Origin of the sequence: Solidesulfovibrio magneticus RS-1 (assembly GCF_000010665.1) — a bacterium.
GTDB lineage: Bacteria > Desulfobacterota > Desulfovibrionia > Desulfovibrionales > Desulfovibrionaceae > Solidesulfovibrio > Solidesulfovibrio magneticus.
In genome coordinates, this window is record NC_012796.1 from 2,846,546 (window position 1) to 2,870,951 (window position 24,406).

Annotated in this window: 20 protein-coding genes; 8 read left to right on the forward strand and 12 right to left on the reverse strand. The window is 65.4% G+C overall.

Going from position 1 to position 24,406, the window contains the following annotated elements; all coding sequences use genetic code 11:
- Positions 1-31 precede the first annotated feature (31 nt).
- Positions 32-1,375 carry a response regulator gene (locus DMR_RS12185; RefSeq protein ID WP_043600614.1) on the forward strand — a complete coding sequence of 448 codons (1,344 nt, stop codon included), beginning with the start codon at positions 32-34 and terminating at the stop codon, positions 1,373-1,375.
- 172 nt (positions 1,376-1,547) lie between these two features.
- Positions 1,548-2,345 carry a prolipoprotein diacylglyceryl transferase gene (gene lgt / locus DMR_RS12190; RefSeq protein WP_015861220.1) on the forward strand — a complete coding sequence of 266 codons (798 nt, stop codon included), beginning with the start codon at positions 1,548-1,550 and terminating at the stop codon, positions 2,343-2,345.
- 107 nt (positions 2,346-2,452) lie between these two features.
- On the opposite strand, the gene DMR_RS12195 is transcribed toward lgt, so the two are convergent.
- Genes DMR_RS12195 through DMR_RS12205 form a run of 3 tightly spaced genes read right to left on the reverse strand, consistent with a single transcriptional unit; the run spans position 2,453 to position 4,915 of the window.
- A complete protein-coding gene (locus DMR_RS12195; protein ID WP_015861221.1) occupies positions 2,453-2,731 on the reverse strand; it encodes a hypothetical protein in 279 nt (92 codons plus the stop codon).
- Complete coding sequence (locus tag DMR_RS12200; protein WP_015861222.1) at positions 2,728-3,555, reverse strand: glutaminyl-peptide cyclotransferase; 828 nt, start codon at positions 3,553-3,555, stop codon at positions 2,728-2,730. Before DMR_RS12200 ends, DMR_RS12195 begins: the two co-directional genes overlap by 4 nt.
- Positions 3,539-4,915, reverse strand: a complete 1,377-nt coding sequence (locus tag DMR_RS12205) for a sigma-54 interaction domain-containing protein (protein WP_015861223.1) — start codon at positions 4,913-4,915, stop codon at positions 3,539-3,541. Before DMR_RS12205 ends, DMR_RS12200 begins: the two co-directional genes overlap by 17 nt.
- 103 nt (positions 4,916-5,018) lie before the next feature.
- Between DMR_RS12205 and DMR_RS24910 the strand changes: the two genes are divergently transcribed.
- A complete protein-coding gene (locus DMR_RS24910; RefSeq protein WP_015861224.1) occupies positions 5,019-5,183 on the forward strand; it encodes a hypothetical protein in 165 nt (54 codons plus the stop codon).
- Positions 5,184-5,253: 70 nt separating this feature from the next.
- On the opposite strand, the gene DMR_RS12210 is transcribed toward DMR_RS24910, so the two are convergent.
- The 5 genes from DMR_RS12210 to DMR_RS12230 form a co-directional block, all read right to left on the reverse strand.
- Complete coding sequence (locus DMR_RS12210) at positions 5,254-5,820, reverse strand: outer membrane beta-barrel protein (protein ID WP_015861225.1); 567 nt, start codon at positions 5,818-5,820, stop codon at positions 5,254-5,256.
- 35 nt (positions 5,821-5,855) lie between these two features.
- Positions 5,856-6,245, reverse strand: coding sequence for a hypothetical protein (locus tag DMR_RS12215; protein ID WP_015861226.1), 390 nt, complete (start codon positions 6,243-6,245; stop codon positions 5,856-5,858).
- A 685-nt stretch (positions 6,246-6,930) separates the two neighbouring features.
- The gene (locus tag DMR_RS12220) at positions 6,931-7,281 is read right to left on the reverse strand and encodes a hypothetical protein (protein ID WP_015861227.1); all 351 of its coding nucleotides are present in this window, start codon (positions 7,279-7,281) and stop codon (positions 6,931-6,933) included.
- 4 nt (positions 7,282-7,285) lie between these two features.
- Positions 7,286-7,891 carry a hypothetical protein gene (locus DMR_RS12225; RefSeq protein ID WP_015861228.1) on the reverse strand — a complete coding sequence of 202 codons (606 nt, stop codon included), beginning with the start codon at positions 7,889-7,891 and terminating at the stop codon, positions 7,286-7,288.
- An 83-nt stretch (positions 7,892-7,974) separates the two neighbouring features.
- The gene (locus DMR_RS12230; RefSeq protein WP_015861229.1) at positions 7,975-9,525 is read right to left on the reverse strand and encodes a glycosyltransferase family 9 protein; all 1,551 of its coding nucleotides are present in this window, start codon (positions 9,523-9,525) and stop codon (positions 7,975-7,977) included.
- A gap of 132 nt (positions 9,526-9,657) precedes the next feature.
- Here DMR_RS12230 and DMR_RS12235 point away from each other — a divergent pair, with 132 nt between their 5' ends.
- The 5 genes from DMR_RS12235 (at position 9,658) to DMR_RS12255 (ending at position 17,597) form a co-directional block, all read left to right on the forward strand.
- Positions 9,658-10,860 (forward strand): GGDEF domain-containing protein, encoded by a 1,203-nt coding sequence (locus DMR_RS12235; protein WP_043601717.1) that lies wholly within the window; start codon positions 9,658-9,660, stop codon positions 10,858-10,860.
- Between the two features lie 46 nt (positions 10,861-10,906).
- Positions 10,907-12,613 carry a glycoside hydrolase family 3 protein gene (locus DMR_RS12240; protein ID WP_015861231.1) on the forward strand — a complete coding sequence of 569 codons (1,707 nt, stop codon included), beginning with the start codon at positions 10,907-10,909 and terminating at the stop codon, positions 12,611-12,613.
- Between the two features lie 93 nt (positions 12,614-12,706).
- Positions 12,707-14,836 (forward strand): methyl-accepting chemotaxis protein, encoded by a 2,130-nt coding sequence (locus DMR_RS12245; RefSeq protein WP_015861232.1) that lies wholly within the window; start codon positions 12,707-12,709, stop codon positions 14,834-14,836.
- Positions 14,837-14,892: 56 nt separating this feature from the next.
- The gene (locus DMR_RS12250) at positions 14,893-15,930 is read left to right on the forward strand and encodes a glycosyltransferase (protein ID WP_015861233.1); all 1,038 of its coding nucleotides are present in this window, start codon (positions 14,893-14,895) and stop codon (positions 15,928-15,930) included.
- Positions 15,927-17,597: a glycosyltransferase family 2 protein gene (locus DMR_RS12255; protein ID WP_015861234.1), complete on the forward strand. Its 1,671-nt coding sequence runs from the start codon at positions 15,927-15,929 to the stop codon at positions 17,595-17,597. Before DMR_RS12250 ends, DMR_RS12255 begins: the two co-directional genes overlap by 4 nt.
- Before the next feature lie 125 nt (positions 17,598-17,722).
- Here DMR_RS12255 and DMR_RS12260 read toward each other — a convergent pair whose 3' ends face one another.
- The 4 genes from DMR_RS12260 to galU all read right to left on the reverse strand — a co-directional run bounded on the left by DMR_RS12260 (position 17,723) and on the right by galU (position 24,277).
- Positions 17,723-19,756, reverse strand: a complete 2,034-nt coding sequence (locus tag DMR_RS12260; protein WP_015861235.1) for a PAS domain S-box protein — start codon at positions 19,754-19,756, stop codon at positions 17,723-17,725.
- A 64-nt stretch (positions 19,757-19,820) separates the two neighbouring features.
- Positions 19,821-20,927, reverse strand: coding sequence for a hypothetical protein (locus tag DMR_RS12265; RefSeq protein ID WP_015861236.1), 1,107 nt, complete (start codon positions 20,925-20,927; stop codon positions 19,821-19,823).
- 26 nt (positions 20,928-20,953) lie between these two features.
- On the reverse strand, positions 20,954-23,332 hold the full coding sequence (gene priA / locus DMR_RS12270; RefSeq protein ID WP_015861237.1) for a replication restart helicase PriA: 2,379 nt from the start codon (positions 23,330-23,332) through the stop codon (positions 20,954-20,956).
- 72 nt (positions 23,333-23,404) lie between these two features.
- A complete protein-coding gene (gene galU, locus DMR_RS12275) occupies positions 23,405-24,277 on the reverse strand; it encodes a UTP--glucose-1-phosphate uridylyltransferase GalU (protein ID WP_006919691.1) in 873 nt (290 codons plus the stop codon).
- Between the last annotated feature and the right edge of the window lie 129 nt (positions 24,278-24,406).

Sequence of the window (24,406 nt, forward strand, 5' to 3'; positions counted from 1 at the left end):
CGCAACGCGTCCACTTTTTTATGAGCAATGCATGAAAAACAAGCAGTATGACGATGACGTACGAGAATTTATCGCCCTGCAAAACGGCGTGTTTCTCGTCGTCAGCACCGATGCCGTCTTCAACAAGAATCTGCGCAGCACCCTGCTTCGCCATCTCACCATCAAGGACGAGTGCGTCCACAACATTGCCGTCACCGAACAAATCCCCAAGCACATCAAGCAACTGCGTGCCAAAAACCACAAAATCGTCGTCTTCATCGAACGCGAATTAAACGGCCGCAACACGTCCGACGTCATCCGCTACCTGAAAAACGATTTTTCCAGCGACCTCTATGTCGTGGTGCTGACCACCGAGGTCGAGCGCGACAAGCTCGTCCTGCTCCACGAACTCGGCGCGGACAACATCATCACCAAGCCCATTTCGGCCGATACGCTCATTGAAAAGATCGCTTTCACGGTCAAGCCCCGGGGACAGATCGGCGAACTCATGGACCAGGGCCGGCAATGCCTGGAAATGGGCGACGCCCTGGAAGCGGCCAAGATCGCCAAGCAGGTGCTTGAAGCCAAGGCCAACAGCCCTTCGGGCCTGCTCCTCATGGGCGACGCGTTGCGGGCGCTGGGCAAAAAGGACGAGGCCCTTCGGGCCTACACCCAGGCCGAAAAAGGTGCGCGCCTGTTTCTTGATCCCCTCAAAAAAATCGCCGAACTCCACCACGAGCAAGGCAATACCACCGAGGAACTCAAGTTCCTGGAACGTCTGGACAAGCTCTCGCCGCTTAACGTCGAACGCAAGGTCGACATCGGCGCGGGCTACGTCAAGCTCGGGGAACCTGAAAAAGCCAAGGCGGCATTCGACATGGCCGTGCGCATCGCCACCAAGGAAGCCCTGGACGCCGTCAGCCGGGTCACCCAGTCCATCGCCGCCCGTTGCATGGAGTCCGCTCCCGAACTGTCCGAGCAGTACCTGCGACAATCGCTCAATACCCGCAAGAACATGCTCGACCGCTCGGACATCGAGACCTTCAACCGACTAGGGCTGATGCTGCGCCGCCAGGGCAAGTGGCAGGAAGCCATCACGGAATACCGCAAGGCCCTCAAGATTTCCCCTGATGATCCTGGGCTTTATTACAACATCTCCATGGCCTACACCGAGGGCCGCCAGTACATTGAAGCCTACCAGTTCCTGGACCGGGCCTTGTCGCTCAATCCGGAACTGTGGAAAAACGGCGAGGCCGTGTGCTACAACATCGCCACCGTCTACCGCCGCTACGGCAAGAAAGACCCGGCCGTCGATTATCTGAAAAAAGCCTTGGAACTTAATCCGGGCTACGAAAAAGCCAAGGCCCTGCTGTTGGAAATGGGAGCCGGGCGCTAAAGACGGCCGTTTTGTCTCCCCCGGCGGCCCCTTGAGCGAGATTGCCGCCCGAAAGCCACGTCCACGCCGCTTGACGCCGTAAGCGTCAACATCGCGCCCCTGAAACAGCCTAACATCCTCTCCGCGCCAGCCCCAAGCCCGGCCGGCGACTCGCATAACCGGAGCCATCCCCATGTTCGTGCATCCCCAGTTCGATCCCGTGGCCGTCAGCCTCGGCCCCTTGTCCATCCGCTGGTACGGCCTCATGTACTTGATCGGCTTCGCCGCGGCCTGGCTGCTCGGGCGCTATCGGGCCTCGCGCCCGGGTTCGGGCTGGACGCCGCTGCAGGTCGACGATCTCGTCACCTACATGGTCCTTGGCGTGGTCGTCGGCGGCCGGCTGGGCTACATGCTGTTTTACGATCTGCCGGCCTTTCTGGCCAATCCCCTGAGCCTGGTCCAGGTCTGGCAAGGGGGGATGTCCTTTCACGGCGGCTTTCTCGGCGTGCTGGCGGTGGTGTGGTTTTTTGGACGAAAAACCGGCAAGGGCTTCTGGGGCGTGGCCGACTTTACCGCTCCCTTGGCTCCGTTCGGACTTTTTGCCGGCCGTATCGGCAACTTCATCAACGGCGAGCTGTGGGGCAAAGCCACTGACCTGCCCTGGGGCGTGGTGTTCCCCGATCCTCGGGCCGGCGGCGTGCCGCGCCATCCCTCCCAGCTCTACGAAGCGCTGCTCGAAGGCGCGGCGCTGTTTCTCATCGTCTGGCTCTATTCCAGCAAAAAGCGCCAATCCGGCGCGGTCAGCGGCGTGTTTTGCGTCTGCTACGGCCTGTTCCGCTTCGCCGTGGAGTTGGTGCGCCTGCCCGATCCCCAACTCGGCTACCTGGCCTTTGGCTGGCTGACCATGGGGCAGCTTCTCAGCCTTCCGGTCATCGTTTTCGGGCTGTGGCTCCTCGCCCGTCGGGCCCCGGACCAAAACGCCTCACAGTAACCCGACAAGCACTTCCAGTGGGAAAACCTGCCGGGGCCTGAGCCGGCGCGACGCCGCAGGCGCTTTTCGCCAATGCAACGCCAGACCCCGCCCGGACGGATTGCACCCTATTCCTTGTGCAGGGGAATAAGCAAAAAGTCCCCGCACAGATCCTCGGCCTGGGTTTCCGGCCACATGGCCACATAGCTCTTGCCCCGGGCCTGCTCCACCGGCACGGTGGCCGGCGACGGCGCATGGCGCTTGCAATAGCCCCACTCCCCGCCCTGCATCTCCTCGGGCGGACAATAGCGGTGTTCGGGGGGAATCGGCCCCTTCCAGTACCGGCACATCCTGCACTTCTGCTTCATCCTGCCTGCCTTGGCATACGCCTTTTCAGCCATGGTCATGGTTTTGCTCCGCCGCCAAGCCCCGACAGGGGAGACCCGCCCGTGGGCAGTCCCGGCACGGCGATTTCATTTATTTCGGGCCAACGCTTGCCCGTGACCCAGACCCGGCCCGTGGCCGGATCGTGGGCGATGCCATTAAGCACGTTCTCGAAATCCACGGCCACCGTCCCAGGACGCAATCCCGAACAATCCACCCAGGCCGCGACCTGTCCCGTGGCCGGGTCGATGACGGCGATACGGGTGTCGCCCCAGACGTTGGCCCAAATGCGGCCGGCCACGGTTTCCAGTTCATTGAGCCGGGAAACGGGCCGGCCATCGTCGGTGACGGCGACCGATCCCAGGGCGGCCATGGTCTTGGGATCGTAAAAAAACAGCTGGTCCGAGCCGTCGCTGACCACGAGCCGGCCATCCAGGCCGCACGCGCCCCAGCCTTCGGTGGGCAGGGCCAGCTCGCCCCGGGACGAGAGATCGGAGGGGTCGGCCAGAAGCACCCGCCCTTCCCGCCAGGTGAGTTGGTACAGGGAACCGCCGCTCAGGGCCAGGCCCTCGCCGAAAAGCTCGCGAGGCAGTTCGCGCCGGGCAAGGACCTGTCCCGTGGCCGGATCGACCCGGCGCAGGCTGGAACGGCCGTAGAGTCCGGTGCTCTCGTAAAACACGCCGTCGCTGTAGAGAAGGCCCTGGGTGAAGGCGCTCGGATCATGGGGCAGCCGGGCCTTGACCACGACAGGCAGCACCGGGGCAGCGTCGGACAAGACCGGCAAGAATATGAGAAAGGCCAATATGGCCGCCCCGCCAAGAGCCAGCCGTTTAATAATCCAGGACATGTTTGGAATCCACACCGTAGCGGCGCATGCGGTTGAGGATGGTGCCCCGGCTGACGCCAAGCAGGCGCGCGGCCTCGGAACGGTTGCCGCCGGCCCGGCGCAGGGCGTCCACCAGCTCGTCGCGGCCGGCCTCGACGGGCGCCGCCGCCCGACAGACCTCGCGCAGGGCGTCAGGAGCGGCCGCTGCGATAAGCGCCGGCGGCAGATGCCTTGGCTCCACCGGCCCGGCGTCGGTGACGACAAAGGCGTATTCCAGGGCGCTTTTGAGTTCGCGCACATTGCCCGGCCAGGGATGGGCAGCCAGCAGGCGCATGGCTTCGGGAGCGATGGAGGGAACCGGCCGGCCGGCCTGATGGGCCAGACGGCACAGGAAGTGTTCGGCCAGGGGGGCCAGATCGTCCAACCGGTCGCGCAGGGGCGGCAAGGTGATGGGGATGACATTGACCCGGAAGAACAGGTCCTCCCGAAAGCGCCCCTCGGCCACGAGCCGGGCCAGATCGCGGTTGGTGGCCGAGATGACGCGCACGTCGGCCCGCACCGGCCGGCTCTCGCCCACCCGCTCGAAGGTCTTGGATTCGAGCACGCGCAACAGCTTGACCTGTATCGACGCCGGGGCGTCGCCGATTTCGTCCAGAAAAATGTCGCCGCCGTCGGCGGCCTCGAACCGACCCTGACGGTGGCGCGTCGCGCCGGTGAAAGCGCCCTTGGCATGGCCGAAGAGTTCGCTTTCCAGGAGCGATTCGGTCAGGGCGGCACAGCTAAACGGCACAAAAGGCCCCCGTCGACGCCGGCCGATCTCGTGGATGGCCCGGGCGGCCAATTCCTTGCCGGTGCCGGATTCGCCGGTGATGAGCACCGGCGCGTCGCTGCCGGCGGCCCGCTCCAGAAGATCAAAGACCCGGCGCATGGCCTCGGATTCGCCGATCAGGCCGTGAAAGCCCTCCTCGGCCGAAAGCAGGCGGGTGAGTTCTTCCACCTTGCGGTCCAGGCCCACGACCTCGGAAAGGTCGGTGAGAGTCTCCACGGCAAAAAGCGGTTTGCCCGCAGCATCGCGCAGCAGCGTCTGGTTTTTGAGCACCGGCAGATACGAGCCGTCCTTGCGACGGATGGTGCAATGTTTGGCCCGGGTGGTCTTTTCGGCAAAAAGGCGGCACCAAGCCGCGCCGCCCTGGCCGCGCTCGCGCTGGCAGCCGTCGCAGTCGAGCACGCTGCAGGCATGGCCCAGGAGCTCGTCCCGGGCATAGCCGGTCATCCGGGACAGGGCTTCGTTGATCATGACGATGCCGCCGTCGGCCCCAACCAGGAGCAACCCCTCGCTCATGGTGTTCACGATGGCTGCCAGGTGCTGCTCAAATTCCACGGCGGCTCCGCTTGGGTCCTACGCTGGGAAAGGTGTTGGGATTTAGGCCGCATCGGCCACTGTTTGCTCGTTATCCCAAACCGTTAGCAGATCAGGCACGATCATGCAAGAAACGTGGGGAGGCCAAAACGGCGCGGCGGCCCTTCCGCCGCCGCGTGGCCTGTGTTATCTACGGGCCATGAACGATATCCTGATCTTTTGCGCCGTGCTCGTCGGCTGGTTCGTGGTGGTCCGCTTCGTCTTCCCCAGGCTCGGCATCCGGGGCTGAGGCATCGACACGGGGTGCGGTCCGCGCCCCGGCAAGCCTTCCTCTGCTCCAGGCGACAAAGAGGATTGGCCTAAAAGCTGATCTTGAGGCCGATGTTGCCGCCGACGCTGTTGACGCCGTTATCGGAAAACGCGCCCAGATGCTGGTAACGTCCGGCAGCCTTGAGGCTGACGTTCTTGCCCAGGGCCACGGACGCGCCGAGGTCGGCCTGGCCGGTTCCGGCCTGCTTGGACCCGTTGTAGGGCAGCTCCTTGTCGGAGAAAACGCCGCCGCCGCCCGCGCCGACGAAAAGCGTCCCCTTGGGCGTGCGCACGAAGTTCCAACGGGCCATGGCCGCGACGCCGGCGGCGTTGGTGGTTTCCTGTCTGGAGGCCATGCCGAGCGGCGTCGGCGTCTTGGTAGTCTGATCCACGGCGTAGCCCAGGCCCTCGGCCTCAATGGCCACGCCGTCGGCGACGTAATGGCCGGCCGCGCCGCCGTAGGTGCCGACCACGTTGACGTTGGGGTTGGTGGTTGCGTAGACGCCGCCCCGGGGTTCGACGTAGCTCGTCCCCTGGGTATACTCCTGGGCTGCGGCCAGGGCAGGCGGGGCCAGCGCGGCAAAAGCCGCGAGCAGGGTGGCGATGGCACGGTTCATGTTTGGCTCCTTGCGGCCCGGCGACCCGCCGGGTTTCAGTGCATGAACGACTTGACGGTTTGGGGTTTGGCCTCGGTCTTGGCCGCGGGCAGCTTTTCGAGAATCACGGCCGTGCCGTAGCAGGAAAAATAGCGTGAGCCGTCAGGATGGAAGGCCACGTTTTCCTGATAGCCGATGATGGCGTCGGCCCCGATGTCCAGGGCGCTGGCCGTCAGGCCATAGAAGGCGCACTCGGAGTCGAAGCCCCGGCCGCTGACCAGGCCAAGGACCCGCCGGATCTTGCGGCCTTCGAGCCCGGGGGTGGTGACCACCGGAAACTTGCCGCTGAAAAAGAGTTCCTTGGCGTTTTTGAGCCGCGCGCCCTTCTTGAGTTCTTCGTGGCGTTCGCGGATTTTCTTGTCTGAGCCGGTGAAGAGGGAAAGCATGCCGTCCTCCTTGTCGTCACGTTGCGGCGGGCATTTCGCGGCCGCCTTCCTGTCTGTTCCGGCTTTTTCTTAGCAAAGAGCCTGCCAAGAAATTTATTTAATTATTTCAAAGAAAAAAAGCGCCACCTCGCGCGTTCGTCAAACCTTTGGCGGCAAAGTGCGTCGTCGCAGCGGCGGTCCATGAATCCGGCGACGCGCCCTTGAGGCGTCTGTTCGACGCGCCTCGCCGGCAGTCGTAACTCTCGGAGAGCCAGGTTTTTTTCTGGCGTCGTTGGGAAGCCCCGCAGCCCGAGGCGGCGGTCAGGGAACAGCACGGGACTCGGGATGGGCCCATCTGGTTCGACGCTGTCCCTGGCGGTTTCGGCTGCCCGCAGGATCGCCGGGTGGCGTACGGTTTTCTGGGCTGGTCTGATGTCAACGACGTCATGCCTCGCATGACCGCAGGGTCGCTGAGTGGCCTACGGGGAGTCCTTATCGACGCCCCCGGCGCTTTGCCGAGGGGCAGGAAGAACGAGACCGTTTTTCCGCCGCTCCGGTCGGGCAAGGCCGGCCCTTGCTCGGCTCCTCGCCCCGCCGTCCTCTTCCTTGGCAACCTGTTGGAAGGCTCATGGCCGCCGGGCCAAATCCATTTGCGCAAAAAAAAGCCGGGCCGCGACGACCCGGCTCATGATGCCAGAGGGATGCCTCAGCCGGCTTTGTCCAGATAGCGTCGCACGGCGGGATTGGGCCGCACGGTGGTGCGGTAGCCCGAAAGCCGCTGGTTCTCCTGCTTGGCCCTCTGCAGATCGGTTTGAAGTTCGGCGTGGAGGCGACGGGCTTCCACGGTGAGCTGGCCTTGCAGGTTGCGAAGCTTCAGCAGCTTGTCCCGAAGCAGGCCAATGCTCTCCGGATCGGCGCAGCGCCAGGCCATCTCCAGCAGGCGGCCGCGATCCTTGGCCAAAAGTTCGGCTTCTTCAATTTCGCCGGCCAGAAGATGGTGCAGTTCGCGTTCACCGGTGGCCAGGGCCGCTTCAAGGAATTCAAGCTTGTCGGACATGGCGTTATTCCTTCACGGTGCGCTCGAAACCGGTCAGCAGTTCGCCGATGACGCCCTTGAACCGGGCCATGGCCGGAATGAATTCGTATTCCAGCAGATCGGCAAGCAAAATCCAGTCTTCGTTTTCCAGCACTTCGAGCATTTCGGAAAACAGGTTGGACACCTCGTCGGCGACGGCGTTGAAGGCAGGATCGGCCGTTCTCAGGGCCTCGCCGCGCAGCACGCCGATCATGTTGAGGAAGTCGCGGGTGACGTCCATGAGGTCCTGGTAGACTTCCAGGGCTTCGGCGTCGTCGGCCTGACGGAACAGCTCGGCCACCCGGCGCGCGCCGTGGTCCATGAGCTGGACGACTTTGCTCATCTCCCGGGTGATTTCCAGGGCCATGTCGGCCACGGGCATGCTGCGGACTTCGACGGATTCGATCTCGTCGATCTCGATGTCCTCGGCCTGGTGCGGGTAGATCTCGGAAAAACTTTCATTGTTGACGAACACATCCGTGACGACCCGGCCTTCAAGCTCGTTGGTCTCCATGATGCGCAGAAGGATTTCCTCAAGATTGTGAAACTGCTTGATCTCCATGCCGGTTGACCGGCCATCCACACTGATCATGTCGCGCCTCCCTCTGGAGTTGTTGTCGAAGGGTAAGGATTTCCTTCCCGCCCCATTTCTTACAACAACCGTGCCAAAAGGAGTCAGCCCTGAAGGATGGCCGCAAAAGCCGCCGCGCAGGCGCCGTAGCGGCGAATGCGCGCCACAAGCCCGTCGATGTCCACGACTTCCTCCTGGGCTTGGCGTTGCCACAGTTGGGCCAGGGTCGCCAGATAAGGCGAGGCCGACCACAGGGCGGCCAAGCGGTTGTAGCTGGCAAGAAAGCGCTTCTTCATGGCCGGATTGCGCATGGCCAGCCCGGCTTGGCCCTCGACGAGGCGCAGCAGATCGACGGATTGCGACAACAGCCGCGACAATTCCTGGCGCTCGACCTCGGGCAGCGGCGGCAGCGGCCTGGCCGGCGGGACATGGGGAACATCGTCAAGGAATTGACGAAGAACATGACGCTGACAACGCAGCCACACGGCCCGGGGAGTGGTTTCGTGGCCGGAGAGCGAAACGAGGTCCATGAACCCTTCGGCGTCCCGCGCGGACAGCCAGGCCCGGGCTCCGGAATAGGCTCCGGCCGGAAAACGCCCGTCCCGGATCCAGGCGAGGACGGCTTCGGCCACGGCTTCGGGATCGATGGCGTCCAGACAGGCGTGACTGCGGGAACAAGCCTCCCGAAACGAGCAGGGATGGCACGGCATGTCCGGCTCCAGACACAGACAGCCCTCCAGATAAGGGCCGGTGTCGAAGGGTTGGGCAGTGGCCAAAAACAGGGCCACGCTCGGCACCCCCAGGCCGGCGGCCAGATGGAGCGTGCCGGTGTCGTTGGTGACCAAGAGCCCCAGCCGGGCCACCACAGCTGCCAGCGTCGGCAGCGAGGTGGCTCCGGACAAGTCCAGGCAGGGGCCATCGAATATCTCGCGAAAACAGACCGCCAGGGGTTTTTCCGAGGCTGCGCCCACGAGCACGGCCAAAATGCCGCGCTTTTCGTGGAGCCGTGCCGCCAGCCGGGCAAAACGCTCCACCGGCCACTGCCGGGCCGCCGCGCTGGCCCCGAGCTGGAACCCCACGACCAACAAGTCGTCACAAGGCCCGGCCCCGGCGAAAAGCGCTGCCGCTTCCTCGGCCGCCGCCGCCTCAGGCCGGCGCAGGGCAAAACGTCCCGGCCCCTGGCCCACGCCCGCGGCCTTGCGGAAAACGTCCACGATATTAAAAGGACACAGCTCGCGCCGGGTCGATGACGCCTCCAGAAACGAGGCCCACAGGTTGGATTCGTGGCGATAGCCGAAAGGGTCCAGGGTAAAGCCGCGCACGGCCTCGCCGCACAGTCTCCGGGCCATAAGCCTGGCCGGCAGGGCCGCCGTCAGGTTGACCACGCAGTCCGGCCGGGCCCGGGTCGCCACCGTATCCGCGAAGTCGGCCACCGTCGCCAGGGCCAGCTTCCAATCGACATCGAGGCTGGCGAGAAATTTCGCCCCGGGCAGGGGAAAAACTTCCGATACGTCAGCCAGCAACCCGGCCGCGCCGGCAAAATTTTCCAGACAGGCCAAAGAAACACGGTCCCCCCCAGCGGCCAGTTCGCTGACGGCCGGCTGGGATTGGAGCAAATCGCCAAAGCGGGTGAGGTTTTGCAACACGATGTTCATACCGGCTCCATGACGGACTTTGGCGTTTCGGACAAATTGCCGCGACGGACGCGGCCGACTTGTTGCCCCGGCTTGAAGGTGCTACCAGCAAAGTCAGGCAGCATGGCCCGGCCGGCCGGCCCCAACACACCCATGAGCACCCCCATCGACGATAACGCCATCGCCGCCAAGGCCCTGGAACTGGAGCGTTTCCTTCCCGAAGGCCGTCGCGACGAATTTCGCCGTCTCATCGAGACCCTGGCCGAGGCCGCCGCTTGCCGGGAGAACCAGACCGCCGAGATCGGAGAACTGCGCGGCCAGGTCCGCCGACTGGGCGCCCGGGTCGTGCGGATGCAGGAAATCTTTCGGGCCAACGACCAGGCCTTCGCCACTTTCCGCTCGGCCATGCTCCTGTCGCGACGGCTGCGACGCATGGCCGATCTGCCCGACATGCTGGCGGAATTGTCCCGTACCATGGGGGTCGCGGCCCTGACCTGCCTGCTTTCCCGGGAACAATTCGCCGCCTACGTGCCTCCGGGATTCCCCTGCCCGACGGCCAAGGCCCTGGGCGCGGCCGTAAACGCCCTGCCCCGGGGAACCGATCCCCGCCGGGTCTACGTCGGCCCTCTGGCCGCCCTGCCCCGGCCGGATTTCTTTTTCGATCCGGCCATTCTGGCCGATCAGCCCAAACTCCGGGACGGTTCGTGCTTTATCGCGCCCTTGGCCGACAAGTATCAGCCCAAGCGCCGCATCGGCGTCCTGGCCATGGCCGACGTCGATCCCTCGCGCTACACGCCGTCCAAAGGGACGGATTTTCTGGAGCATTTCTGCGAGGTTTTGGCCGGCGATCTGCTCCACGTCAAGATCCATGAGGAATTGGCCCGGCAGCGCGAGTCCGACGAACTGACCGGCATCCCCAACCGGGCCTTCCTGCGCCGCCACGGACCGGCGCTGTTAAGCCTGTCCGCACGCCGGGAAGCACCGGTGGCCCTGCTTTTTTGCGACCTCGACCGGTTCAAGGCCGTCAACGACACCTTCGGCCACGAGGCCGGCGATCTGGTCCTTGGCGACGTGGCCCGGGCCATGGCCGCCCGGGTGCGGGTCTATGACCTGCTGGCCCGGCTTGGCGGCGACGAATTCGTGGTGGTCATGCCCGACGCCGGCGCCGACGAAGCCGCCGTCATGGCCGAACGCATCCGGGACTGCGTGGCCGAGGTGGCCGCCGAGCGCGGACTGCCCGGGCTGTCTGTGTCCATCGGCGTGGCCTTGCATGCCCCGGGCCAGGACATCGACGACCTCGTACGGGCGGCCGACGCCGCCATGTACCGGGAAAAACGCGCTCCGGCCGCCGGCTGACAATTCCCGGGCCGTCCCGGAGCAAACTGCATCCCAGGAGCCTTCCATGGTTCTTTGCCGCTTTTTCGTCTGGCTGTTGTCCATTCTCCTTGCTTGCGCCGCGACCCCGGTCGAGGCCTCGGCCGCGTCCCGAACCGCCCGGCTGGCCGGGGAGATGACCCTGGAGGAAAAAGTCGGCCAGGTGTTCATGGTCTGGTTCGCTGGCCCAGCCGTTTCCGACGACATCGCCGGTCTGATCCGGCAGCGCCATCTCGGCGGCGTCATCCTCTACGGCGTCCCGGGCAACATCGAATCTCCGGGCCAACTGGCCGCCTTAAACGCCGGCCTCCAGGCGGTGTCCGCCGCCACCAGGCATGGCCTGGGCCTGTTGATCGGCGTGGACCAGGAAGGCGCGCCCGTGGCCCGGCTGCGAAAAGGCTTCACCCTCTTCCCCAGCCAGATGGCCCAGGCCGCCACTGGCAGGGCCGATCTGGCCCGCCTGGCCGCCTCGGCCACTGCCCGGGAATTGCGGGCTGTGGGCATCAACGTCAATTTCGCGCCCGTGGCCGACGTCAACGTCAATCCGGCTAATCCGGTCATCGGCATCCGGTCCTTTGGCTCCGCGCCGGCCGACGTGGCCCGTTTCACGGGAGCGGCCACGGCCGGCTACGGCGCCGCCGGCATGATCTGCACGCCCAAACATTTCCCCGGCCACGGCGACACGACCATCGATTCCCACGTCGGCCTGCCGCGCTCGGACCATGACGCCGCCGCCCTGGACAAGCTTGATTTTCCGCCCTTCCGGGCCGCTTTCGCCGCTGGCGCGCCGGCGGTCATGACCGCCCACATGGTCGTCCCGGCCCTGGACGGCGAACCCGACCTGCCGGCCACCTTGTCGCGCCGGGTCCTGGAGGGGACGCTTCGCGGCCGCATGGGTTTTGACGGCGTCATTTTCACGGATTCCCTGGGCATGGGGGCCGTGGCCGACACCTACGGCATCCCTGAAGCCTCGGTACGGGCCCTGGCCGCCGGGGCCGACGTGCTGCTCGTTGGCGCGGACGCCGGCCGCTCACCAGGCGAACGCCTGGCCGCCATGGACGCCGTCGCCGAGGCCGTGCGCTCGGGGCGCGTGCCCATGGCCCGGCTCAACGCCGCCGTGGGGCGTGTCCTTCGCCTCAAGGAACGCTACGGCCTGTTGGACGCCGCCGCCCTGGCCAATCCCGTTCCCGACCCGGTCAGCCAGATCGGCCGCCCCGAAGACGCCGTGCTGGCCCGGCGCATCGCCAGACGCAGCCTCACGGCCGTTGGCCCGACAAGCCCCGCCCTGCCCCTGCCTGCCGAGAGCTGTCTGGTCATCCGGCCGCGCCTTGGCCGCGAGGCCGTGGACGCTGAAGCCGAAGCGGCCATCGCCGCCTGGGCCGGGCCGCGCGCGCTCTTTTTACCGGCCGATCCCGATGACGCGGCCATGGCCGAGGCCCTCGACAAGGCGGCCCAGGCCGGCAACGTCGTTTTTTTGGCCACGGACCTGCGCCGCCGGCCGGGGCAGGAACGGCTGGTCCGGGAGTTGGCCGCCAAGGCCGGCCGCGGGTTCGTGCTGGTGGCGGCCCAGTCGCCCTACGATCTGGCCCTGGTCCCGCAGTCCGGGGCGCGGCTAGCCACCTACGGCGAAGCTCCTGCCAGTCTGGAGGCGCTTTATCAGGGCTTGTTTGCCCCCTTTCGCTTCTCGGGCCGCCTGCCTGCCGTTTTGCCGGCTACGGCCCTCAAACAACAATAAAGCAACTACATACGTCGTCTTAACACCTCAAACAGCATTGACCTTTCGCCTCAAATGGTATTGTATGAAAACAAATTGTAATCAGGAGCATCCATGAACGACCATAGCGCCACGCCGTCGCCCGGCGCGCCAACCCTGTTGCTGGGCCTGGCACTCAGTGTTTGCCTCCTCGTCGTCGCCTTCTTCCCCAACTTATATATTGCCATTCCGGTAGCCGTTGTTGGCTGCATTGCAGCCGTTGTCCTCGCTTCACGGGTCAACGCTCCCATACGGATGCTGTATCAGGGGTTGTTGACAATCAACAATGATCCAACTGCGTTTCATCTTGACGACGTCAATGCCTGGAAAGCACTTGGACCGCTTGGTGAACAGGCCGCCCAGGCCCTTTCCTGCAACATGTTGCGGCGCGAGTATTACCGAGGCGCGGTCAATGCCGTCAGCACGCCGTTTTTCATCACCAACAAGGACGGCATCATCACCCATTGCAGCCAGAGTTTGTGCGACATGTTGCGCAAATCCAAAAATGATGTTGTGGGAAAGACCGTCAGCCAGGCCGTCTATAATAAAACCGGCATCTCGCTTACGGAGAAATGCTTAAGCGAAGGCAAGGCGTTGCAGGCCGAACGCGACCTGACCCTGTGGGACGGCCGCATTCTGCCTTGCTTTTTCTTTGTCGCCTGCTTTCACGGCCTGCGCGGCGACCTGCTCGGTGCGGTGGCCACGATGACCGACCTGACGCCGCTGCGGGCCAAGCAGGAAGAACTGGAGCACGCCCAGGCCGAACTGCGCAACCTTGGCGGCGAAATCAACGAACTGGCCCAACGCGTGGCCTCGGCTTCCGAAGAGCTGTCCGCCTCCTCCGACGAACAGGCCCGGGGCGCCCAACAACAAAAGGGGCAGTCCGACGCCGTGGCCACGGCTATGGAAGAAATGACGGCCACGGTCATGGAAGTGGCCAAAAACGCCGCCCAGACTTCCGATGCCGCCGAAAGCGCCAACACGGCTGCGGAAACCGGCTCGGTGGAAGTCCGGGAAGCCGTGTCCGGCATTAAGGCCGTGGCCGAATCAGCCGGCAAGCTCGGCCAGGTGCTCACTTCCCTGGACGGCCAGGCTGCCGAGATCGGCCGCATCATCAGCGTCATCAACGACATCGCCGACCAGACCAACCTGCTGGCACTCAACGCCGCCATCGAGGCGGCCCGGGCCGGCGACGCCGGTCGCGGCTTCGCCGTGGTCGCCGACGAGGTGCGAAAACTGGCCGAAAAGACCATGACCGCCACCAAGGAAGTGGAAAAATCCATCCGCGAAATCCAGGACGGCTCCCAGCACGCCGTGGCCTCCATGCAGGAGACCGAAGCCCGGGTGGCGGCCAGCACCGAGGCCACCCACAAGGCCGGCGAATCCCTGGAACGCATCATGGCCCGCATCCGCGAGGTCAACGGGCAGGTCAGCCAGATCGCCACGGCCGCCGAACAGCAATCCGCCGCTGCCGAAGAGATCAACCGCAACATTGAAGTCATCGCCCATGTGGCCGCCGAGGCCGACGAAGGCGCGGGCCAGACCGCCCAGGCCACGCGCGAACTGGCCGAACTGGCCAATTCCCTGCTTACCCTGGCCACGACCTTTGCCCAGCGTCAATCAAACGCCGTCCACCTCCGGGAATCCAGCGGCAACATGAAGGGCATCCTGCCCAAGCTCATGCAAAAATTTATCAAGGACCAGTACGGCGAGGCTGTCTATGAAGCCATGCAGGAAGATATGGGTCACCCCACCTTCCTGCCCACCCAGAATTACCCGGATCAGGTGCTGCGCCAGATGGCCGAACTGGCGGCTCAAAAAGCCGGCAAGACCGTTAAGGACGTTTTCCTGGTTCTTGGCCGCTACACCATCAAGGGCTTCCACAAGCACTACCCGCGCTACTTCAAGGGCGACACCCTCAAGGAATTCTATCTGACCATGAATGACACCCACGCCCGGCTCACCAAGGACATGCCCGGACTCATGCCCCCCCGCTTCACCTACGAAGACAAGGGCAACCGTCTGATCATGACGTATATGTCCAAGCGCGGCTACCCGGAATACTACGAGGGCATCTTGCGCGGAGCCGCGGAGTTCTTCAAGGAATCCGTGGATATCACCGTGTCATACAACGACCCCCACACGGCCCGGGCCGAGATCGTCTTCCGTTCGCCGCAAAAAGGTCCCAAGGCTCTTGGAGCCTAAGGCCTCAATCTGGCGCTTGCCCGGTGACCCGTTCCGGGCAAGCGCCCCGCGCCGCCATGCCGCCCTCGCCCCTCACCATAGCCTACTACGGTTTCGATGATCCCTTTGCCGCCTGCGCCCGGCTGCGGGTATACGAACCAGCCCGGGCCCTGGGGCCGGCCGTACGGTTGATCCCCGGAGTCGCCGCCCAAGGGGCCGGCCATGCCGTAAGTCCGGCCGTTATCGAATCGGCCAACCTCATCCTCATCCAGCGTTTTTTCCCCGGACCGGCCACGGCTTCCCTGCTCGAGGCGGCCTTCGCCAGCGGCAAACCCGTTGTGTACGACACCGACGACGATTTCGAGGCCACACCGCCGGAACACGCTTTTTTCCCGCACCTGGCCCCGCTTTTGCCTTTCGTCCGCGACACCATCGCCCGGGCGGCCTGCGTCACGGTGAGCACACCGGCCCTGGCCGCCGTGTACGCCGGTCGCGCCAGACAGGTGCGGGTGCTGCCCAACTTCCTGCCCGACGCCCTGTGGAGCCTTGCCGCGCCGCCAAAGCGTCCGGTTGCCGCCATCGGCTTTGCCGGCACGCCATCTCATGCCGCCGATCTGGCCTGCCTTGCACCGGCCTTTGGCGAGCTTGCCCGACAACCCGATTTCACTGGCCGGTTCGTTTGCTTTGGCTGCCCGACGCCGCCGGATTTTCCGGCCGACGCCACCGCCATCCCCTTTAGCGCCGACTACGCCGCCTACGCTGCCCGTCTGCCGCGACTTGGCCTGTCCATTGGCCTGGCACCTCTGGCCGACACGCCTTTTAATCGGGTCAAAAGCGCGGTCAAATGGCAGGAATACACCGCCGCCGGGGCAGCAAGCGTCTGCGCTGATCTGCCGCCCTACCGCGAGGTGGTGGAGGATGGGCGCACCGGACTCCTAGTCGGCCCGGACCCGAGAGATTGGGCCCAGGCCGTGGCCCGGCTGGCCGGGGATGCCGGTTTGCGCCGCCGCCTGGCCCTTCAGGCCCGGGAAACTCTTGACCGCAGCCATTTGCTCAGCGCCCAGGCCGCCGTCTACGGCGAGCTCTGGCGGGACATTGCCCAGGGAGGCCCATGATGACTCCGCTCTGGTTGGACACACCCGGTTTCCCGCTACCGCTGGCCGATATGCTCCTGGCCGGAACCCTTGGCCGCGACCACCTGCTACGGGCGGCCGCCATGGCCCAGGCGGCCGGGGAAACCGCGCCTGACAACGCCGACTGGCCGCGCCTTCGCCGCCAGCTGCTGGCCGCCGCCCTGGAGGAAGACCCGCTTTACGGCCCGACGGCCGGCGCCCTGGCCCAGGCCCTTCGCGCCGCGCCCCCGGGCCGGATCAATCCGGCCTTCTCCGCTCAGGTCGAGGCCCTGGCTGCCCGGTTCAGGCCGCCCGAGAGCGTCGCCTACTATGAACGGCTCCTGGCCGCCAGCAACCCGGGGCGTATTGAGGCCTATCTGGAAAACGAGATCCGAAACGGCCGGGCCGCCCTGTTCTGGCTCCACATCGCCCTGCATCGGGCCGTCCTTGGCCGGGATTTCGACCGGGCGGCCGCCCTGGCCGGACTGGCCCTGGCTGGAGAGCTGACGCCCTTGGGGCACAAGGTCGCGGGCGACCTAGCCCTGCTTCGCGGCGACTCCCCGGCCGCCCTGGCCGCTTACGACGCGGCCGAGGCCCTGGCCCCCTGGCCGGCGGGCCTGTTTCGCCGTCCCCTGGCTGCCCTGGCCGCCGGCCGGGAGGACGTTGCCGCCAAAGCCCTGGCTGCGCTTCTTCGGGACTTCCCCGAGCACGTCTCGGCCGGTCTGGCCTTATACGATCTGATCTCAGGGCGTCGCCGCGGCCTGGGGCGCCTGGCCAGCGACCTGTGCGTGGCCCTTTACACCTTCAACAAGGCCGACGATCTCGACAAAACCCTGGCCAGCCTTTTTGCCTCGGACTTTTCCCGGGTGGACGGGACCGTGCGCACGCTGCTGCTCGACAACGCCTCCGGCGACGCCACGCCCGACGTGGTCGCCGCCTGGACCGACCGGGTCGGGATCGACCGTTTGGCCGCCATCCGGGTACCGGTCAATGTCGGCGCGCCGGCCGCCCGCAACTGGCTGGCCAGCGATGATCGTCTGGCCGAGGCCGCCCATGTCGCCTACCTCGATGATGACGTGGATTTGCCCGTCGATTGGATCGCCCGGCTTGCCGCCGCCGCCGAGGCCTATCCCGAGGCCGGCGTCTGGGGCTGCCGGGTCCTGGACGCCGTCAATCCGGCCATTGCCCAGGGAGTCGATGTCATGCTCCTGCCCCCTGATCAGGGGCAGGAGGAGCCGCAGCTCTCGGGCCTTCATGCTCAAGGATTTGATTTCGGAGGCTTTGCCCACTTACGGCCGTGTCTCACCGTCATGGGCTGCTGCCATCTCTTTCGTCGGGAGCGATTGCTTGGAACCGGCGGCTTCGACATCCGCTTCAGCCCGTCCCAGTACGACGACGTGGACCATGACTGGCGACTGGCCTTGGCTGGCACGCCGCCAGTCTATCAGGGGCATCTGGCCGTAGCCCACCGCCGCCCGGCTCCGGCCCTGGTCCGGCCGCGCCCGGACCAGTTGGCCGGCGGGCAAGCCAACTGGCAAAAACTCGCCGCCAAGCACGCCGGGCGCTACGCAGCCATGGCCGCCGCCCTCCGGCAGGCGACCACAAGCGATCTGCGCCGCAAATACGAGGTGTTGGCCCAGGTCGGTCCTAGACTTGACGCCGGCTTTTGACGGCAGGAACGGCGACGCGTCTGGCGCTGCGTCCCTTAACAAATACGATAGTATTTGTTAAAAATAATCAATGATAGTAGCCTGTTGCCCGCGAGTTGCTTTGTATGCTTTTGGAGGGCGCGACACTAGGCGGCGCTGTCCTCGGGGGCAAAGCTCAAACGGAAAAAAGCCCCCTCGCCGCTGCTTCCAAACGACAGGGTACCCCGCAATTGGCGGGTGAGCTGCACCACGAGCTGCATCCCCAGGGTACGCGTGGCATCGGGATGAAACCCCGGGGGCAAGCCCGCGCCATCGTCTTCGACAGTGATATGGGCCAGGACACCATCGCGCTCCAGCCGCACCCGGATGGCCCCGGTATCCCGGCTGGCCAGTCCGTGCTTGACCGCGTTGGTGAGCAACTCGTTGACGACAAGCCCAACAGGAATGGCCTTGTCCACGGACACCCGGCAATCGGCCAAGCTGAGGGCAAAGCCGACGCTTTTGGCTCCGCGCAACGCATGGACCACCTTGGGAGCCAGCCGCTCCAGATACTCCTTGATGTCCACACGGGCCAGATCGCCCGAACGGTAAAGTTCCTCGTGAATAAGGGCCATGGAAGCGATGCGGTTGCGGCTTTCTTCCAGCGCGCCTTGCAAAACAGGGTCGCTCATCGCGTCTTTTTGCAAAAACAGCAGACTCGAAATGATTTGCAGATTGTTCTTGACCCGATGATGCACTTCCTTGAGCAGCACTTCCTTTTCAGCCAGGGAGTCGCGCAATTCCCGTTCCCTGATTTTTTCCGCCGTCATGTCGCGGATGACGCCGACAATGAAGCGCTGGCCTCGGTGATCGACAAAAAGCCCCTTGCGCGTCAGCAGTGTGCGCACCTGTCCCGTGGCGTCGGTCAGGTACTCCTCGTACAAATCGGGTTGGCCGGTCTCCAAAACGATGTTGTCGCGCTCGACAAAGACCGTCGCCTGCTCGATGGGCACGAAATCCTCGTCGCTCTTGCCAATAAGAACCTCGGCCGGCTGCCCAAGCATGGCGCACAGGGCCTCGTTGACCAGGACAAAACGGTGGGCGCTGTCCTTGACGAAAACCGGATCGGGAATGGCTTCCAGAATAAGCGTGCTGAATTGCCTGGAAAGTTCCAGTTCCGTCTCGGCCCGTTTGCGGTCGCTGATGTCGCGCGAAACGGCGATAAAACCGCGGAATGCGCCAGATTGGTCGAAAACGCCTCGAATCATGGACTCCAGCCACACTATGGAGCCGTCCCGGCGATAGGCTTCGATTTCAAGCTTGCGCACGAAATTGCTGTCCACGGGCTTTGCCGGGTCCAAGTGGAAAGCCTCTAGGACACGCCGGGCCGAATCCGGCGTCATGCCGACGTCCAGGGGCCGGGCCAGGGCTTCGGCAACGGAAAAACCCAGCAGCCGGGTCACCGAGGGGCTCACGTACGTGAGCCCCAGGTTTTCGTCAAAAATATTGATGAGGTCGTGGGCATTGTCGGCCAAGAGTCGATACTGGCGCTCGCTGCGGCGCAGGCTGCGCTCCGCGGCCTTGCGCGGCCCCACATCCCGCATGAAGACCAACGCGCCGGGACCGCCGTTGACGTCGAAGGGCACGGCCGCCACTTCCGCTTCGATCATGCCGCCGTCGAGGCGGCGGTAACGCTGTTCGCGCAGTAAAGCCGGCACGCGCTCAATAATGTTCTGCCGGATGCGTTCACGGACCGAAGCCTGAACTTCTCCGTCCACGAAATCCATGATCTCCCGGCCTTCTATGGCCTGGGGCGACGGCGCGCCAAACAGCTTGGCCGCTTCCGGGTTGGCGTACAGAAACCGCACGCCGTCGTGGATAAGGATGGCGTCCGGGGCGAACTCCACCACCAACCGATGGCGCTCCTCGCTGTCTCGCAGTTCCTGTTCCTTGTGGCGATAGGCGTCGTCGTAGCGGCGTAGCAAGGTGTAAAGCAGCACCGAGGTCAGGCCCACAAAGAAGAACCCCTTGAGGGAGGATACCCGCAACAGGATGTCCGGATCGTGCCGGAACAAGGCGTCGGCCAGATTGTCCGAGCCAAGAATCCAGACCAGCCCAAACAGGGCGTAGAGGAGTGAAACACGGGTCGGCATGGGGCCAAGCCAGCGGGACAGGCGGCTTGTGGGCTCGGGAATCGGCATGGATTTCCGCTCCGGGAGCCGGATCGCCGGCGCAGTGGCCGTAAGGGCGGTCGACCCGTTCCGGTTATTGGTTTTCCGTGGCCTTGGTGAGCCGGGTCACGTTGCTTTTGGTGAAAAACCCGTCAAACCCGTCATAGCGCTCAATGTACTCGTTGACCAGCATGGTGCGCGGCGACATGGCTGAAAAAATCTGTTTGAGGCCTTCCTCCCGGGAGCCGACCAGCTCCGAAAGAAAGCCCATGCCGTCGGCGACAAGGCCGGCCACCACGTCTTCGATGCCGTCGGCCGTAAAGGCCATGTGATGGGGCCGCAGGCCGTAGTTGGCGATAAACGCCTCGGTGGGGCCGCCGTCTCCCCCGCTGTCCGGAGAAGCGATGCCCGAGGTGAACACCTGGGCGTAGTCGCCGTCGCGAAGCCGGGCCACGTTGGTGATGGAATTGAGCGATTCGACGTAGACCGCGAAATCAAAGCGGTAGTTGGTCAGTTCCAGAAACTCCACGATGGCCGCGTCGCGGTGGGCGGCCCGCACCCGCGTGGCCACGTGGTCCAGGCCGCCGATGCGGGCGAGATAGGGACGCGCGGCGGCGTCCGGCCCGGCCGGAGCCAGGGGCAGGAGGTTGGACCGGCCATGGACGTAGGCTCCGGGACGGCCGTTCCACTGGATAAACCCCAGGGCGTTGCCGGTATGGGCCGAAGGTTTGGTCTCGATGTAGGAAAAGACGTTGGTGACCACGGGCTCGGGGGTGGCGAAGGCGACTCCCCGGCCACGCTGGATGGACACGTAACGGGCCAGGTCGGGGCAGTCGAAAACAAAGGTTTCCAGACGGCCGGGGGCGGCTCCGGCGGTTTTGTGGCCGCCGTTGTAGGCGACAAAGGGATTGGGTTGGCCGGCCGGTCGGCTTTTGAGCAGAAAATCCGCGCCTTCGAGATCGCGCAGCAGGATTGCCGGGCCGCCGCCAGGGCTCAAGGGATGGTCCAGGGCGGCCTCGAAGCGCAGGCTCGTGCCGCCAAGGAGTTCCTCGGCCGCCGGCACGAGGTCGGCCTCGGCCACGTTTATGACCACGGCGGCCAGATTACCGACCAGCCCGTCGAGGCCGTCCTTGCGCCGACGGGTCAAGGCTCTCTCGACTTCCCGCAGCAATTTTGCGTCGTCGTTGACAAAAGCTTCCATCGGCCATGGCCTCCAAGGCTATCGGTTCACAGCATGTCCACCGGGTCCAGGTCCAGGGTACAGCGCACCTTGTCCGCCTTCTCCAGGGTTTTGGCCCCGGCGGCGAACACCTGGCGCACCCCGGGCCAATCCGGCGATTTGATGAGGCAGTGCAACCGCCGCCGACCAGCGACCAGGGCCAAGGGCGCGGGCGCCGGCCCCAGCAGGCGCGCCCCGACGGCGGCCGCCGACCGGCGCATTGCCTCGCCGGCCGCGGCGGCCAGGGCGTAGCCTTCCTCGTAGTCCCGGGGAAAACTCAGGCGCACCAGGCCCAGGCGCACAAATGGCGGATAACACAACCGGCGGCGGCGGGAAAGCTCCTCGTCGAAAAAGCCCTCGTAATCGCCACGAAGGACATAACCAAAAAAAGGATCCTCGGGCATCCGGGTCTGGATGAGCACCCTGCCCGGCCGCTCGCCCCGGCCGGCCCGGCCTGCCACCTGGGTAAGCAGTTGAAAGGCCCGTTCCGAGGCCCGGTAATCCGGCAGGTTGCGGCCCAGGTCGGCGTCAGCGGCGATAACCAGGGTGACGTCCGGGAAATGATGGCCCTTGGACAGCATCTGGGTGCCGACCAGCACCCGGGAACGGCCGGCGGCGAAATCGGCCAGCACGGCCCGGGCCTCTTCGGGACGACGGGCCACGTCGCGGTCAAGGCGGGCCACGGCCGCCTCGGCCGGCAACACGCCGGCCAGCTGTTCTTCAAGCATCTCCGCGCCCACGCCCATGGGCAAAAAGCTCGTGCCGCCGCAGCCCGGACAGGGCGAGGGATGGGGCCGGGCATGGCCGCAGTAGTGGCACACCAGCCGCTCCCGGTCCTTGTGGAAGGTGAGCGACAGGTCACAGTGGGGGCAGCGCACCGGGGTTTCGCAATCGAGGCAGAAGAGCAGCGGCGCATAGCCCCGGCGGTTGAGGAGAATCATGGCCTGGCCGCCCTCGGCCACGGTTTGGGCCAGGGCGGCGGCGCTTGCGTCGGTGAGCACGCCGACCCGGTCGCCGGTTTCGCGGTTAACGGCCGAACCCGTGAGCTTGGCCGCGCCGCGCATGTCCACGATTTCCACGCGCGGCATTCCGCCCCCGCCCACCCGGCGCTCTAAACGCACCATGGGCACATGGCCGGACTGGGCGGCATGGAACGTCTTGACGTCCGGCGTGGCCGACCCCAGGACAAAAAGCGCCCCGGATTGCCTGGCCCGGAAAAAACCCACTTCCTTGGCCTGATAGGGCAGCCGGTCTTCCTGCTTGAAAGCCCCGTCGTGCTCTTCGTCGAGGACAATAAGCCCAAGGTCGCGCAGCGGCAGGAGCAAAGCCGAGCGCGTACCGGCCACGATGGCCGGCGGTGACCCGCCGCCGCAGCGCCAGAAAAGCGCCTCGCGCAGGGCCGGCGACTGGTAGCCGTGGTAAAAAGCCGGCCCGACTTCGGGAAAGGCCCGGCAGGCTGCCCGGTGGAGCTTTTCCGCCAGGGCCACTTCCGGGGCCAAAAGCAAGACCTGGCGGCCCCGTTCCAGGGTGCGGCGCACAAGTTCCATATAAAGGCGCGTCTTGCCGCTGCCGGTGACCCCGTAGACCAGCCGGGCCGCGCCATCGGGGCTGTCCAAGGCCGGCAGCAGGCTGTCCATGGCGGCGGCCTGTTCGTCGGTGAGCGGCGGCAAGGCAACGGCGGCGGACGTCTCGGCCGGCTGGACCTGGGCCGCTGTTTCGAGCTCCTCGATGCGCACCAGCCCCAGTTCCGCCAGCCGGCGCACCAGAGGCAGGGTGCCCGGGCCGAGCTTAGCCTTAAGTTCGGACAGGGCCATGGGGCCAGCGTCGCACAGGGCGTCGAGGACCGCCACCTGCTTGGCCGCGCCGGGCCGCACCGGCCAGGGCGGCGAGGCGGCAAGACAGCACAGCGGATCGCTCTCCCCGGCTTCCAGGCGGCAGGCCATGGTCCCGTCCCGCCAGGCCGGGGCGAGTTCCAAACGTTCATCAGAGGATTTGCGCCACAACGCAGTTGCGGTCAGAGCCTTGGGCAGGCCGGCGGCGCGGCAGGTAAAGACCACCTTGGCCGAGCGCAGCCCACGCGGCAGGATGGCCCCGAGGATGCGGCCAACCGTGGCCATATGCCGGCTGGCCAGGGAGGCGGCCAGTTCCAGATAGCCGGCGTCGCAAAGCGGCGCGCGCTCCAGGGGCCACAGGGCCGGGCGCAGGGTCACGCCCGGGGGCGCGGCGACGCCGCAGCCGGCCACCACGCCCACGCGCAGCGTCCTGCCAACCGGAACCAGCAGGCGCAGGCCCACCGGAAAGTCGGCGAGGGCAAACCCGTCCGGCACGGCATAGGTCAGCACGCTAAAAGGCGGGGTGGTCAGGGCGACGGCCAGGGCGTCGTTCATGGCATGGCAAAAAAATCGCCCGGGAGGCTTACGCCCCCGGGCGACAAAAAGGTGCGGACAAGGGCGACGGGCCTAGTTGCCAAACGGCAAAAGCTCACGCAGGCGAGGCACCAGGGACTCGCGCAGAACCTCGTCGTGCAGGGCGAAGTAGATGTTGGCGGTGAGGTAGTCGACCCAGTCGCCGGCGTCGAAGCGCTGGCCCTGAATCTTGACGGCGAGCAGGCGGTTGTTGCCGGCCAAGCCTTTGAGGGCGTCGGTGAGCTGAATCTCGCCGCCGTGGCCCGGGGTGACCTTCTCCAGGTGGTAGAAGATGTCCGGGAACAGCACATAGCGGCCGACGATGGCCAGCCGCGACGGGGCTTCGTTGACCTTGGGCTTTTCCACCAGATCGCGCACCCGGTACATGCCCGGGGCGAATTCCTCGCCGTCGATGATGCCGTAGCGGGAAACCATGTGCGGCGGAACTTCCATGACGCCTATGACCGGCATGTGCTCGGTCATGGCCACGGTCAAGAGCTGCTTGATGCCCGGTTCCATGCTGAACATGAGGTCGTCGCCGACCATGACGGCAAAGGGATCGTTCTTGCAGACCTCGCGGGCGCACAGCACGGCATGCCCCAGGCCCAGCTGCTTTTTCTGACGAACGGAAATGATGTTGACCATCTCCGCCACTTCCCGGACCATCTTGAGCATCTCGGTCTTGTTGGTGCGGGTGAGCAGATCCTCTAAGGTGAGGTTGTAATCGAAGTGGTCTTCGATGATGGTCTTGTTGCGGTTGGTGACGAACACCACGTCCTGAAGCCCCGAGGCTTGCGCTTCCTCGACCACGTACTGCACGACGGGTTTGTTGTAGACGGGCAGCATTTCCTTGGGGATGTTCTTCGTGGCCGGCAAGGACCGCGTACCCCATCCGGCGACGGGAATGACCACCTTCTTGATTTCCATGCTCTTCTCCTTGAATGCGCGCACTGCCCGGGTATTTTCTCGGAGGCGGCGGCCCGCGCAAACGCGCCGGCCCTCCGGATGATGACCTCTCCGCCGAGGCCGCGCCCTCCCCTTTCGGGGCGGCCGGCA

Bases quoted from the DNA above. Each gene is read 5' to 3' on its own strand.
- DMR_RS12185 (WP_043600614.1), top strand. From the start codon at position 32: ATGAAAAACAAGCAGTATGACGATGACGTACGAGAATTTATCGCCCTG.
- lgt (WP_015861220.1), top strand. From the start codon at position 1,548: ATGTTCGTGCATCCCCAGTTCGATCCCGTGGCCGTCAGCCTCGGCCCC.
- DMR_RS12195 (WP_015861221.1), bottom strand. From the start codon at position 2,731: ATGACCATGGCTGAAAAGGCGTATGCCAAGGCAGGCAGGATGAAGCAG.
- DMR_RS12200 (WP_015861222.1), bottom strand. From the start codon at position 3,555: ATGTCCTGGATTATTAAACGGCTGGCTCTTGGCGGGGCGGCCATATTG.
- DMR_RS24910 (WP_015861224.1), top strand. From the start codon at position 5,019: ATGCAAGAAACGTGGGGAGGCCAAAACGGCGCGGCGGCCCTTCCGCCG.
- DMR_RS12210 (WP_015861225.1), bottom strand. From the start codon at position 5,820: ATGAACCGTGCCATCGCCACCCTGCTCGCGGCTTTTGCCGCGCTGGCC.
- DMR_RS12215 (WP_015861226.1), bottom strand. From the start codon at position 6,245: ATGCTTTCCCTCTTCACCGGCTCAGACAAGAAAATCCGCGAACGCCAC.
- DMR_RS12220 (WP_015861227.1), bottom strand. From the start codon at position 7,281: ATGTCCGACAAGCTTGAATTCCTTGAAGCGGCCCTGGCCACCGGTGAA.
- DMR_RS12225 (WP_015861228.1), bottom strand. From the start codon at position 7,891: ATGATCAGTGTGGATGGCCGGTCAACCGGCATGGAGATCAAGCAGTTT.
- DMR_RS12230 (WP_015861229.1), bottom strand. From the start codon at position 9,525: ATGAACATCGTGTTGCAAAACCTCACCCGCTTTGGCGATTTGCTCCAA.
- DMR_RS12235 (WP_043601717.1), top strand. From the start codon at position 9,658: ATGAGCACCCCCATCGACGATAACGCCATCGCCGCCAAGGCCCTGGAA.
- DMR_RS12240 (WP_015861231.1), top strand. From the start codon at position 10,907: ATGGTTCTTTGCCGCTTTTTCGTCTGGCTGTTGTCCATTCTCCTTGCT.
- DMR_RS12245 (WP_015861232.1), top strand. From the start codon at position 12,707: ATGAACGACCATAGCGCCACGCCGTCGCCCGGCGCGCCAACCCTGTTG.
- DMR_RS12250 (WP_015861233.1), top strand. From the start codon at position 14,893: ATGCCGCCCTCGCCCCTCACCATAGCCTACTACGGTTTCGATGATCCC.
- DMR_RS12255 (WP_015861234.1), top strand. From the start codon at position 15,927: ATGATGACTCCGCTCTGGTTGGACACACCCGGTTTCCCGCTACCGCTG.
- DMR_RS12260 (WP_015861235.1), bottom strand. From the start codon at position 19,756: ATGCCGATTCCCGAGCCCACAAGCCGCCTGTCCCGCTGGCTTGGCCCC.
- DMR_RS12265 (WP_015861236.1), bottom strand. From the start codon at position 20,927: ATGGAAGCTTTTGTCAACGACGACGCAAAATTGCTGCGGGAAGTCGAG.
- priA (WP_015861237.1), bottom strand. From the start codon at position 23,332: ATGAACGACGCCCTGGCCGTCGCCCTGACCACCCCGCCTTTTAGCGTG.
- galU (WP_006919691.1), bottom strand. From the start codon at position 24,277: ATGGAAATCAAGAAGGTGGTCATTCCCGTCGCCGGATGGGGTACGCGG.